Genomic DNA, 12582 nt, shown 5'->3' with positions numbered 1-12582 from the left:
GGGGCACCGGACAGCGGCTACGGTGCCTGCGCCCGGTTTCCCGCGTACGAAGGTGCCCCCGGGGCCCGGCCTCCTGCGAGAGGGGTCAACCGCCGGGCACGTGGGGGTCATTCGCCGGGGGGAGCGATCCTGCGGGCCGTGCTGGCGCGCACGATGAGCTCGGGCGCCACCACCAGGTGGGTCGACTCGTCGGTCCTGCCCTCGATGTGGTCCAGGAGCAGCCCGATGCTGTCGCGGCCGAGCGAGGCGAAGTCCTGGCGGATCGTCGTCAGCGGGGGCGGGAAGAACTCCGCCTCGGGGATGTCGTCGAAGCCGGCGACCGCCACGTCCTCGGGCGTCCGCAGGCCCGCTTCCCGCAGGGCCCGTAGGACACCGAGGGCCATCTGGTCGTTGGCGACGAACACCGCGGTGAGGCCGGCTCCCTGCCCTCGTGATGCCAGGACCCGCCCCGCCAGCTGCTGGCCGGCCTGGTATCCCGACAGTGGACTCCAGTCGCCTCGCAGCACGGGCGGCACCTCGGCGCCGGCATCGCGCAGCGCGTCTTCCCACCCCTGTGTGCGGGCCTCGCTCTCGAGCCACTCGGGGGGGCCCGCCACGTGCCACACCGTGGCGTGGCCCGACGCGAGAAGGTGCTCCGTGATCATGCGGGCGCCGAGGTTCTGGTCCAGCGACACCCCCGGCAGGTCGAGGGTGTGGCCGCCTTCCACGGTGACCACGGGGCACGGTGCCTCCAATGCCGCCAGGGCGCGCACCGCGGCGCGTTGCGGAGTGACGGCGACGATGCCCTCCACGCCCCATCCGGCGAGGTGCTGCATGGCTTCGGCGAGAGCCGTCTGCGTGGCGGTCCGAAGCGTGACGGCGGACGTCAGGTAGCCCCGGTCCCGAGCGGCCTCCTGCACTCCCGCCACGGTGCTGGCGGGGCCGTGCAGAGTGGTGTTCACCGTGATGACGCCCAGCGTGTGGGTCCGGCGGGTGGCCAGAGCCCTGGCCGCCGAATTGCGGCGGTACCCCAGCTGCTCGATGACCTGAGTCACCGCGGCCCGGGTCTTGGCGCTGACGTTCGGGTGGTCGCTGAGCACCCGCGAAACGGTCTGATGGGACACGCCGGCGACGCGCGCGACGTCCGTCATCGTGGGCGCTCGCGAGACGTCTGGGAGCTGGGTCAACTCTCTTCCTTTCCTCATCGAGCGGCCTTCCCTCAAGGTACCGAACCAGCCGCGGCCCGCACACATCTCGGACCGACCGGAGGATTGTCGACCAGGTGTGATGTTTGCGTTCACATTATGCAGCGTTGATCGCATGCTGTGGGCAGGAATCTCCTCGTACCTCTTGAGATTGCTGCTTGTTAGCGCTCACAATCTGATCGGGGCGGCCGAGGTGGGCCAGCCGCGATGTGCTGCGGCCCCGATCAGTCCAGTCCACTCATGCGCGACCGCGGGGGCCTGCCGGGCAGCGGTCCCGGAGAAACCCGCCGCGCATGCCGGAGAGATGGTGAGAGCGTAGTGAGCGAGACCTTCCTGGGGGACCTCCGTCGTGAGGTCCTCGCGGCCAACCTGCGCATCCCGGAGGCCGGTCTGGCCACCCTCACCTGGGGAAACGTCAGCGGAGTGGACCGAGACGCGGGCGTCTTCGTCATCAAGCCGTCCGGCGTCTCCTACGCCGACCTCACCGAGGAGGACCTGGTGGTGGTGGCGCTGGAGGACGGGCGGGTCGTCGGGGGACGCCTCAGGCCGTCCACCGACACCGAAACCCATCGGTGCCTCTACCGGGCCTTCCCCTCCATCGGCGGCGTCACCCACACGCACTCGACGCACGCCGTCGCCTTCGCTCAGGCGCGCCGCCCGATCCCCGTACTCGGCACGACGCACGCCGACACCTTCAACGGGCCCGTTCCCGTGACGGAGGACCTCACCGCCGAGCAGTGCGCGCGGGACTACGAGTACAACACCGGACAGGTGATCGTCGCCCGGCTCGACGGGGACCCCCGGCTGGCCGACGAGGTCCCCGGAGCACTCGTTTCACGACACGGACCCTTCACCTGGGGTGCCACCGCGAAGGCGGCGCTGGAGAACGCCATCGTCTGCGAGGCCGTGGCGGAGATGGCGCTGCACACGCTGGCGCTGGGGTCCCGCCTCGGGGAAGCCTCCGAACCGCCGAAGCATCTGCTGGAGCGGCACTTCACCCGTAAGCACGGACCGGACGCCTACTACGGCAACGTCCCGCACACCCCGAGCGTCTGAAGCCGCGCACCGTCTCGCCGTTACCCGCTGCGGCGGCGCGGGACGGATCGCTTGCGTCGACCCTGTGCCGGGGCGCGACTTTGCCCGGGAGCCGGCAGCCTGGCCGGCGCCGCCTCTGATCGGCGATTTCGCGCCACCGGTTCAACGTGCGCCGACGCTGTGGTGGTAGTTGGCCTGTTCTCGGATGAAGAACTGTCAACCGGCGTCCCAGGCAGGTGACTTGACGTCCTCGTCAGGCGCCTGGCTTGATTGGGAGCGCTCCCACTCCGAGCCCCCCGAGGAAGGCTTCACCGTGCCTCCTGTCACCTCCGCCCGCGGCGTGCCACGTCGCGCGGCCGCTGCGCTCGCCGGCCTCGCGCTGGCCGTCGGCGGCCTGTCCACGACCGCCCTGACCGTTCCGGTCGCGGCTGCCGCCACCGTGGCGGCCGCTGCCGACACGCCTGTACGGGTCAACCAGCTCGGCTACCTGCCCGACGGCCCCAAGCGGGCCACCGTGGCCAGCTCCGCGACCGCCCCGCTCGCCTGGCAACTGCGCGACGTCTCCGGCACGGTGGTCGCCTCGGGTGCCACAGCGGTGCGCGGGGCCGATCAGGCGTCCGGCCAGTCCACGCACCTGGTGGACTTCGGTGCGCACACCGGCACAGGGGCTGGCTTCACCCTGGTCGTCGACGGCCGGACCAGCCACCCCTTCGACATCTCCGCATCGCTGTACGACGGACTGCGCGCCGACAGCATGTCGTTCTTCTACCAGCAACGCAGCGGTATCGCGATCGACGCGGCCCTGGCGGGCGGCAGCGCCTACGCCCGCCCCGCCGGGCACCTGGGCGTCGCCCCGAACAAGGGCGACACCAGCGTCCCCTGCCAGGCCGGGGTGTGCGACTACCAACTGGACGTGCGCGGCGGCTGGTACGACGCGGGCGATCAAGGCAAGTACGTGGTCAACGGGGCCATTTCCGTCTGGGAAATGGTCAACTCCTTCGAACGCGCCAGCCGTTCGGGCGGCGACGCGGCGCTCGGAGACGCGACGCTGCGGGTGCCGGAGCGTGGCAACGGGACGCCCGACGTGCTGGACGAGGCCCGCTGGGAGCTGGAGTTCCTGCTGCGGATGCAGGTTCCGGCCGGGAAGTCGATGGCCGGGATGGCCTTCCACAAGATGCACGACGCCAAGTGGACCGCTCTGCCGACCCGGCCCGAACTTGATGCCGAGCAGCGTGAGTTGCACAAGCCGTCGACCGCCGCGACGCTGAACCTGGCGGCCTCGGCCGCGCAGTGTGCACGGGTGTACGCGCCGTACGACGCCGCGTTCGCCGCGCGCTGCCTGGACGCGGCCCGCCGCGCCTGGACGGCCGCCAAGGCCAACCCGAACGTGCTTGCTCTCGCGACCGACAGCACCGGCGGTGGTGCGTACGAGGACGCAGACGTCTCCGACGAGTTCTACTGGGCGGCGGCGGAACTCCTGGCCACCACCGGCGAGTCACAGTACCGGGACTCCGTCACCTCCTCTGCGCACCACACCAAGCCCGTCGACGGGTTCTGGTGGGGCGGCACCGCGACGCTCGGCCGGATCACCCTCGCCACCGTCCCCGGGGCGGCCCTGCCCGCCGACGACGTGGCCCGGCTGCGCGGCCTGCTGACCACGGCCGCCGATGGCCACCTGACCACCATGGCCGGACAGGGCTACGCGGTGCCGCTTCCCGCCACCGCGTACGTCTGGGGCTCCAACAGCTCCGTCACCAACAACGCGATGGTGCTGGCCGTCGCATACGAGCTCACCGGGCAACAACGCTACCGGGCCGGAGCGTTGGAGTCCCTGGACTACCTGCTCGGCCGGAACGCACTCGACCTCTCCTACGTCACCGGGTACGGGGACCGCTACTCCGAGAACCAGCACCACCGGTTCTGGGCGCATCAGAACGACGCCTCGCTGCCGCACCCGCCGGCCGGTTCCTTCGCGGGCGGGCCGAACGCGGGGCTGGAGGACCCGGTGGCCAAGGAGAAGCTCGCGGGCTGCGCACCGGCGGCGTGCTACGTGGACGACATCGGCTCGTACTCCACCAACGAGGTGGCCATCAACTGGAACGCCTCGCTGGCCTGGCTGGCGGCCTTCGCGGCTGAGCGGCGCAGCGCTCCGGTGGTGCCCGTGGTCCAGGTCGCACCGGCGGCCGTGACGGTCCCGGAGGGCGGCTCGGCGCCGGTGGGCGTGCGGCTCTCGGCCGCGCCCGCGCAGAACGTGACGGTGACGGTGGCCCGGAACTCGGGCGACGAGGATCTGTCGGCAGCCGCGACCTTGGTGTTCACCCCGGCCGACTGGGCGACGGCGCAGCGGGTTTCGGTCCTCGCCGCGCAGGACCCCGACGCGTCGTCGGGCAGCGCGACGTTCGCTGTCGGTGGTCCTGGCGTGCAGTCGGCGACGTTCACGGCGACGGAGGCGGACGACGACGCTTCGGCGGCCTCCTGCGCGGTGGCGTACCGGATCGACAACGCCTGGGGCAACGGCTTCACGGCGACGGTGACGGTGAAGAACACCGGAACCTCGGCGGTATCCGGGTGGACCATCGGCTGGAGCTTCGCAGGTGACCAGCGGATCACCAACGCCTGGAACGCCACGGTGAGCCAGTCGGGCAGCGCGGTCACCGCCCGGGACACCGGATGGAACGGAACACTGGCACCCGGCGGCAGCGTGAGCTTCGGCTTCCAGGCGACGTATTCGGGTACCAACGCGATGCCGGCGCGCTACACGCTCAACGGTGCACTCTGCTCCTGAACGATCGTCACGCCCCGCCCACCCGGCGATGGACGACGGAGTGGAGCCAGGATCGTCCTGGCTCCACTCCATGGCAGGTCGTCAGGTACGGGTCCAGCGCTGGTTGCTGCCGCCCGAGCAGGAGTAGAGCTGGATCAGGGTGCCGTTGGCGGTGTTGTTGCCGGTGGCGTCGAGACAGAGGCCGGACTGGACTCCGACGATGGATCCGTCGGAGTTGAGGCGCCACTTCTGGTTGTCGCCACCCCAGCAGCTGTAGATCTGGACCTTGGTGCCGTTGCCGGTGCCGGCGGCGTCCAGGCACTTGTCGCCGTAGACCCTGAGCTCGCCTGCGGCGGTGTACGACCACTGCTGGTTGGTGCGGTTGTTGCAGTCCCACAGGTTGACCTGGGTGCCGTCGGTGGTGCCGGCACCGGGCACGTCCAGGCAGCGTCCTGAACCGACGCCCTTGATCTGCCCGGACCCGGGCGTGGGGGTCGGAGTGGGGGTGGAGGAACCGGCGTTGAGTGCGTTGAGCACGGAGGTGTAGGCGGGCTTCTTGTTGCCGTTGCCGTCGAACAGCAGCGGCGTTTGCTCCGATCGCCAGGAGTCGGTGTCGCGCACGCCCCAGACGGTGATGCCGAGGCAGCGCGGGACGGCCAGGCAGTCTTTGGTCACGTTGGCGTAGGTCGTGCCCGAGGCGCCCTGGATGTCGAGTTCGGTGACGGCAACGTCGACGCCGAGGGCTGCAAAACTCTGCAGGGTGGTGCGGAAGTTGCTGTTGTAGGGGCTGTCGCTGTTGAAGTGCGACTGGAAGCCGACGCAGTCGATCGGCACGCCGCGCTGCTTGAAGTCCCGGACCATGGCGTACATGGCCTGGGTCTTGGCCCAGGTCCAGTTCTCGACGTTGTAGTCGTTGTAGCAGAGCTTGGCGGCCGGGTCGGCGGCGCGCGCGGTGCGGAAGGCGGCCTCGATCCAGTCGTTGCCGGTGCGCTGCAGGTTGGAGTTGCGCCGGGCTCCCGAAGTACCGTCCTCGAAGGCCTCGTTCACGACGTCCCACTGGACGATCTTGCCCTTGTAGTGGGCCATCACGCCGTTGATGTGGTTGGTCATCGCCTGCCGCAGCGTGCTGCCGCTGAGGTTCTGCATCCAGCCGGGCTGCTGGGAGTGCCAGGCCAGGGTGTGGCCGCGCACCTGCTTGCCGTTCTGCACCGCCCAGTTGTAGACGCGGTCACCGGCGGCGAAGTTGAACTGGCCCTGCTGGGGTTCGGTGGCGTCGATCTTCATCTCGTTCTCGGGCGTCACCGAGTTGAACTCGCGGCCGGCGATCGTCGTGTACGCCGAGTCGCCCAGCCTGCCCGAGGCGATGGCGGTTCCGAAGTACCGGCCGCTCTGCGCCGCCGCGCCGCCGAGCGTGCTCTCGGCGGCGTGTGAGGCCGGCGGCGCCACCAGCGCGGCGGCCGTACCGAGGACGCCGACGACCAGGGCCGCACACAGGCCGCCTATTTTCCGGCGGACGGTGGATGGGGGAATGGCTTGTGAGCCCATGAATGAGCCTCCAGAAATAAATCACGGAAGGGTTGAATCGCGGCATTGTGAATCCGCGTGAACGACGCCCGCGTCCATGGGAAAGGGACGCTCATGAGCGCGTAATGATCCGAGGATGGTGCCCGGAACCGGACACGGACGGGCCACACCGCCTCGACCATCAGTCTGGAAACCCCGCCGAAACAAGTCAAGAGTTTCGAAATCATTTCGGGAATCTGTCTCGTGTTTGCTTGGTAGTCCTTTTCATTGAGTGGTCCCTCATCGAAAGTATTTCGATGAGGGACCACTCAAGCGGGATCTGTAGCGGAAAGCCGTAAACGAGCATTTCCTTCAGTCGGCATCGCCGGGAATGGCAGCCTGGTCACGGCGGCCTCGGTCAGTGCCCGACCGTGTTGAACCCCAGTGCGGGGTTTGCGTTCCGGACGAGGGACTTGGCCTGCTCCGGCCACCACGCGCCGGCCGCGGGATCGACGATGCCGTACTCCGGGTCGATGGTGCCGCCCGGGATGCCGCGGTTGCACTGGCCGTCGGACTGGCCGACGGTCTTGATCCACAGGTAGGCGTCGACGAGCGGGACGCTGGTGTTCGCGGTCGGCCGGGCGCCGATGCCGCGCCCGGGAGCGTTGCACCAGGTCTGAGGGTCGCCGCTGTACTTGCCTGCGGGCGGGGTCCAGGCGCCCCGGCCGTTGCGGCTGGTGTCGACGACCAGGTGGGTGAGCTCCTGCGCGGGCGGGGTACCGACGTTCTGCTGGAACCAGCGGTCGGTCCAGTGCCACGTGGACGGATCGTCCACGTTCACGGAGTTTCCCGGCTGCCCGTCGTTCGGTGCTGCGGGTGAGTAGTACTGGCTCGCGCACCAGTCGGCGTGCCCCCTGGCCCAGTCCGGGCCCTTGGTGGCGAACCACAGACACTGGGAGACCCAGGTGCCGTAGTGGGTGGACAGGTCGGTGGCCAGTTGGAGACGTTCAGCGAGAAGCCCTGGGTGCGGGTGACGCCGGCCTGGAGGAGGCGTTGTGCGATGTCGCCGACGCTGCGCCAATGGCTGTTGCCGGCGTCCAGGTAGACGACGCTGTTCGGCTGCCGCTCCAGGGCGTCGATCGCATGGTTGAGGTCGGCGAAGCGTCCTGTGGTGATCGCGCCGGTGGGGTCGCTGTCGGGACCGCAGTCGGAGGGGAGGTTGGCCAGCCCGTCCGGTTCGAGGATGACGACGGCCTTGTTCCGGCCGAGCCCCCGGGCGAAGGCGCTGATCCAGGCCTGGTACTCGGCGTCCGACTGCGCACCGCCGGAGGAGTACTGGGAGCAGTCGCGCAGCGGGATGTTGTAGGCCACCAGGACGGGAACCGTCCGGGTTCGCTCGGCTCGGCGCACCAGGTCGCGTACCCGGGACTCGACCTGCTCCGGGGTGCCGTCGGTGAACCAGGCGGCTTCCGGCCAACTGGCCAGCTTCGCCATGGACTTGGCGCCCTCGAGGTCCCGGTGGAGGAGGTCGGTGACGGCCTGGTGGGCTGCGTCGCCGTCGGGGTCGACGTAGAAGCGGGTGTTCGTCGGAAGCGTGTGGGAGACCGGCGCGGAGCTCGCCTCGGCAGTGATCCTGCTGCTGGCCAACACCCCGCGCGGCCGGGAGAGGTTCGAGCGGTTGCTCCGCTCCCGCCGGGCCGACGGCGTCATGCTGATGGCGCTGCGGGGCGACGATCCGCTGGGACGCCTGGGAGAGGAGGTCGATCTCCCCGTCGTCTTCGGCGGGCTCCCGCTCACCGGCGAGCCCACGTGGTACGTGGACGCCGACAACCGGGGCGGTGCCCGACTGGCCGCCGAGCACTTCGCGCGCACGGGCCGCCGACGGCCCGTCATGATCACCGGCCAGGTGGACGCCAGGGCCGCAGCCGCGCGGGAGCAGGGGTTCACCGAGGGTCTGGTCTTGTCCGGCCTGCCGCTTCTCGGGGTCGAGCCCGGGCAGTTCACCGAGGACGGCGGCGCGGAAGCGATGGAGCGACTGCTCCGGGCGCACCCCGATCCCGACGCGGTGTTCGCGGCCTCCGACGCGATGGCCATCGGCGCTCTGCGCACCTTGCGGGAACGGGGGCTGCGGGTGCCCGAGGACGTCGCGGTGATCGGCTTCAACGACCTGGCGAGCGCCCGGCACACCAGCCCGCCGCTGACCACGGTCCATCAGCCGGTGCGGGCGCTGGGCCAGGAGATGGCCAGGATGCTGGTCAGTGCCATCGAAGGACACCGCCCCACCCCGCTGATCCTCCCGACCCGCCTGACCGTGCGCGAGTCCGCCCCCGATCTGCCGACGGCCTAGTGTCCAGGCGGTTCCAGCCGGCCCGGGTACGTGATGTCGAACCACGTGAAGTGGGCTTGGCTGGTGGAGGGGCGGCCGTTGGAGGTGGCGTAGAGGCCCAGCTGGATACTGGTGAACAGCGGGGTGAGGAAGGTGGCTTCGATGGTGGCCAGATCCTCCCAGACACCGTTCGGAGCCGCGTGGGCGAAGGTGTGGCTGAAGCCGCGGATGCGGACCCCCAGACGAACGGGGCCCGGGGGGACGGGAACGCCGGCCAGGACCTCGGGCCCGTGGCGGAGGCTGAGTCCCTCCGCGGTGCGAAGGAAGAGGAGATGGGCGTCGTCGTCGAGGACTACGGCGAGGCCTGCCTCTTCGTCCGGTGCGGCGGGGGCGAAGTGCAGTTCGGTGGAGACGTCGCAGTCGGGCTGTTCCTGTGGGCGGGCCAGAAGGGACGGGGTGGTGCGTTCGCCGAGGCGGTCGGGGCGGAGCTGGAGTCGGAGCCCGTCACCGGTGGCCCAGAACCGTGCGGGTGGGGTGCGCAGGGTGCTCCAGTCGGCGGAGAGGGTGGCGAAGCCGTCGTGGAGGGGGCGGCGAAGGTCGGTGTGGACGACGGGGGAGAAGACCGGCCAGCCCTCTTCCCAGGTGATCCGGCTGAGGAAGGTCTCGCGGCCGAGGGCGGAGCCCGGGCGGACGCCCAGGAGGACGGCCCGCCAGTCGCCGTACGGGGTTTGCACGAGGTCGGCGTGCCCGGTGCAGGTGACCGGCCCCTCGGCGGGTGGGAGCACCGGGTTGCCGGGGGCGCCCTCGTAGGGGCCGGTCACGCGGTCGGCGCGGGCGGCCACCACGCTGTGGTCCACATCGGTGCCGCCCTCGGCGGTGAGGAGCAGATAGCTGCCGCCGGTCTTGTAGAGGTGCGGGGCTTCCGACCAGCGGGCGCCCGGGTGGCTTCCCGACCACAGGACGTGCTCGGGTCCCGTCAGCCGTCGTTCCTGGGGAAGGTATTCGCGCATCCAGATCTCGGTGTGGCCCGCGGCTTCGTCCACGACTCGTGCGGCGGTGAACCAGGCCCGGCCGTTGCGGTTGCCGTTGCCGTTGCCGTTGCCGTCCCCGTTGCCGTCCCCGTGCGCATCCCCGTCGTCCGGCCCGTCGTCGAAGAACAGCGACGGGTCGAAGCCCTCGCCGTCCAGCCAGTTCGGCTGCGACCACGGCCCCGCCGGGTCGGTCGCCGTGACGACGAAATGGCCGGGGCCGTCCATCAGCGTGCAGACGAGATGGAAGACCCCGTCATGGTGCCGGATCGTCGGTGCGAACAGCCCCCGTGAGGGCTCGCACCCGTCGAGATCGAGCTGAGAAGCCCGGTCGAGCGCGGAGCCGATGCGCCGCCAGTTCACGAGATCGCGGCTGTGGAACACGGGAAGGCCCGGGAACCATTCGAAGCTGGACGTCACCAGGTAGTAGTCCGCGCCCACTCGGCAGACGGACGGGTCGGGCCGGAACCCGGGCAGCACGGGATCACCGAAGACGGGATCATCGAACGACGTGGTCATGGAACCGGGACGATCTGGACCGGCACGGACAGCACCCGGTCGGCCGCCGGGTGGCGTACGGGGCCCTCCAGAGTGAAGGAGCCCTGGAGCGGAAGATCGGCGCTGGACCGTCCGACGGCCACGCCGATCTCCCCGGGCTCCACTCTTCTGCGCAGGTCGAGCCCGGTGAACGAGGTCCGGTCGGCGTGGACGGAGAAGGTGATCCGGGCGGCCGCGCCCGGCTGCAGCTCGACCCTGCCGAATCCCGCGAGCCACCGCTGCGGCCGGACGACGGACGCCACGGGGTCCGAGAGGTACAGCTGCACCACCTCCGTCCCCGCCACCTCGCCGACGTTGCGTACGGTGACCGAGACGGAGACGGCCCCGTCCGTCGCGGCCACGGGATCCACCGACAGTTCCGAGCAGCCGAAGCTGGTCCAGCTCAGCCCGTGTCCGAAGGGGAACAGCGGGGTCGGGTCCACCGAGCTCCAGTCGGTGTGCCCGCCGAGCCTCGCGTGCAGGTAGGTGCCGGGCTGGCCGCCGACCTGGCGGGGGATGGAGACGGGCAGCCGCCCGGACGGTTCCGCGGCCCCGCTGATGATCCGGGCCAGCGCCGTCCCGCCCTCCTCGCCTGGGAAGAAGGCCTGCACCACGGCCGATGCGCGCTCGGCCAGCGTTCCGAACGCGTAGGGCCGTCCGGAGACGAGGACCAGGACGGTCGGTACCCCGGAGTCCAGAACGGCGGAGGCGAGTGCGGCCTGGTCGCCGGGCAGGTCGAGGGTCTCGGCGTCGCAGCCTTCTCCGGAGGTGCCCCGGCCGAACATGCCGGCCCGGTCCCCGAGCACCGTGACGTTCACGTCCGGATCGTCCGCGGTGACCGTGAACCCGGCAGCGGTGAGCGCCTCGCCGAGCGTCGGGATGTGCAGTCCGAGGTCGCCGGGCAGCGCGACGTGGTTGGGGAAGGAGTAGCAGCCGAGGAAGGACTGGGGGTCGTCGGCGTACGGCCCGCTGATCGCCACGCGGCACGGCCGCAGCGGCAGGATGCCGTCGTTGGCGAGCAGCACGGTGGACCGTTCGGCAAGGAGCCCGGCCAGTGCCCGGTTCTCCGGCGGGTCGAGGTCGACCTGCTCGGCCTTGACGGGTTCCCAGTCGGGGTCGAGCAGGCCGAGTTCGGCTTTCTGCAGCAGGACCCGTTCCGCGGCCCGGTCGATGAGCTCCTCGGGCACGGCTGCCGACCGGACGAGTTCGGTCAGCGGTTCGCCGTAGCAGCGGGCCGTGGGCAGCTCGACGTCGATTCCGGCGGTCAGCGCCAGCGCGCCGGCCGCGCCCCGCGATCCGGTGACGCCGTGCCGGGTCTCCAGGAAGGAGACGGCGTAGTAGTCGGCGACGACCACACCGCTGAAGCCGAGTTCACCCCTGAGCAGCTCGGTCAGCACCCGTTCGTCGGCGGCCACCGGGACGCCGTCCACGTCGGTGTAGCTGTTCATCACCGACCGGGCCCCTCCCTCGCGCAGCGCCCGTACGAAGGGCTCGACCAGTACGTCGGCGAATTCGCGCGGCCCCGAGGAGACGGGGGCCATGTTCCGGCCGCCGCGCGAGGCCGAGTACCCGGCGAAGTGCTTGAGCGTCGCCACGATCCCGGCGCCTTCCAAGCCCTGCACGTAGGCGGTGCCGATCGCTCCGACGAGATAGGGGTCCTCGCCGATGCACTCCTCGGTCCTGCCCCACCGGTAGTCGCGGACCACGTCGAGCACCGGAGCCAGCCCTTGGTGTACGCCGACCCGCCGCATCCCCGCGCCGATGGCGGCGGCCATCTGGCGCACGAGTCCGGGATCGAAGGATGCTCCCCAGGCCAGCGGCCCGGGGAAGACCGTTGCCCCGAACGTCATGAACCCGGTCAGGCACTCCTCGTGAGCGACCGCCGGGATCCCGAACCGGCCGGATCCGGTCACCTGCCGCTGGAGCGAGGCGAGCCGCTCCATCCCGGCCTCCGCGGTGATCGGCGCGGTGCCGTACACCCGGGTGAGCTGGCCGAGCCCGTGGGCGACGATGTCGTCGAGGCCGGGCGCGGTCTCGCCGGAATCGTCCTCCATCGGCGCGACCGGTGTGCCCGGATTCGAGGGCAGCGCCCAGAAGCCGGTGAGCTGACCCGCCTTCTCTTCCAGCGTCATCCGTTTCAGCAGATCGGCGACTCGTACGGACGCGGGTATGAGGGGGTCACGCCAGGGCTCGGTCAAGGAGTTC

General features: G+C 70.6%; 9 protein-coding genes. 3 read left to right on the top strand and 6 right to left on the bottom strand.

What is annotated here, in order from left to right; translation table 11 throughout:
* Positions 1-107: 107 nt before the first annotated feature.
* Positions 108-1166: a LacI family DNA-binding transcriptional regulator gene (locus tag AB0D48_RS26275; protein WP_362401727.1), complete on the bottom strand. Its 1059-nt coding sequence runs from the start codon at positions 1164-1166 to the stop codon at positions 108-110.
* Positions 1167-1502: 336 nt separating this feature from the next.
* Between AB0D48_RS26275 and araD the strand changes: the two genes are divergently transcribed.
* Positions 1503-2240 carry an L-ribulose-5-phosphate 4-epimerase AraD gene (gene araD / locus AB0D48_RS26270; protein WP_308296938.1) on the top strand — a complete coding sequence of 246 codons (738 nt, stop codon included), beginning with the start codon at positions 1503-1505 and terminating at the stop codon, positions 2238-2240.
* Between the two features lie 292 nt (positions 2241-2532).
* Positions 2533-5004: a glycoside hydrolase family 9 protein gene (locus tag AB0D48_RS26265; protein ID WP_362401723.1), complete on the top strand. Its 2472-nt coding sequence runs from the start codon at positions 2533-2535 to the stop codon at positions 5002-5004.
* 81 nt (positions 5005-5085) lie between these two features.
* Here AB0D48_RS26265 and AB0D48_RS26260 read toward each other — a convergent pair whose 3' ends face one another.
* The 3 genes from AB0D48_RS26260 to AB0D48_RS26250 form a co-directional block, all read right to left on the bottom strand.
* Complete coding sequence (locus AB0D48_RS26260) at positions 5086-6528, bottom strand: endo-1,4-beta-xylanase (RefSeq protein WP_362401720.1); 1443 nt, start codon at positions 6526-6528, stop codon at positions 5086-5088.
* A gap of 376 nt (positions 6529-6904) precedes the next feature.
* Positions 6905-7327 (bottom strand): glycoside hydrolase family 6 protein, encoded by a 423-nt coding sequence (locus AB0D48_RS26255; protein ID WP_362401717.1) that lies wholly within the window; start codon positions 7325-7327, stop codon positions 6905-6907.
* The gene (locus AB0D48_RS26250; protein WP_362401714.1) at positions 7324-8133 is read right to left on the bottom strand and encodes a glycoside hydrolase family 6 protein; all 810 of its coding nucleotides are present in this window, start codon (positions 8131-8133) and stop codon (positions 7324-7326) included. Before AB0D48_RS26250 ends, AB0D48_RS26255 begins: the two co-directional genes overlap by 4 nt.
* Here AB0D48_RS26250 and AB0D48_RS26245 point away from each other — a divergent pair.
* Positions 8114-8833: a substrate-binding domain-containing protein gene (locus tag AB0D48_RS26245; protein ID WP_362401711.1), complete on the top strand. Its 720-nt coding sequence runs from the start codon at positions 8114-8116 to the stop codon at positions 8831-8833. The genes AB0D48_RS26250 and AB0D48_RS26245 overlap by 20 nt on opposite strands.
* Here AB0D48_RS26245 and AB0D48_RS26240 read toward each other — a convergent pair.
* Positions 8830-10359 carry a glycoside hydrolase family 43 protein gene (locus AB0D48_RS26240; RefSeq protein ID WP_362401708.1) on the bottom strand — a complete coding sequence of 510 codons (1530 nt, stop codon included), beginning with the start codon at positions 10357-10359 and terminating at the stop codon, positions 8830-8832. The genes AB0D48_RS26245 and AB0D48_RS26240 overlap by 4 nt on opposite strands.
* Positions 10356-12575: a glycoside hydrolase family 3 N-terminal domain-containing protein gene (locus AB0D48_RS26235; protein ID WP_362401705.1), complete on the bottom strand. Its 2220-nt coding sequence runs from the start codon at positions 12573-12575 to the stop codon at positions 10356-10358. The genes AB0D48_RS26240 and AB0D48_RS26235 overlap by 4 nt, the downstream gene beginning before the upstream one ends.
* Positions 12576-12582 lie beyond the last annotated feature (7 nt).

Source organism: Streptomyces sp. NPDC048269 (genome assembly GCF_040652395.1).
In the GTDB taxonomy this organism is placed as follows: domain Bacteria; phylum Actinomycetota; class Actinomycetes; order Streptomycetales; family Streptomycetaceae; genus Streptomyces.
Note: the sequence above shows the minus strand (reverse complement) of the source record. Positions and strands in the feature narration are given on the sequence as shown.

Coding starts and splice junctions, on each gene's coding strand:
- AB0D48_RS26260 (WP_362401720.1), bottom strand. CDS start 6,528: ATGGGCTCACAAGCCATTCCCCCATCCACCGTCCGCCGGAAAATAGGC.
- AB0D48_RS26240 (WP_362401708.1), bottom strand. CDS start 10,359: ATGACCACGTCGTTCGATGATCCCGTCTTCGGTGATCCCGTGCTGCCC.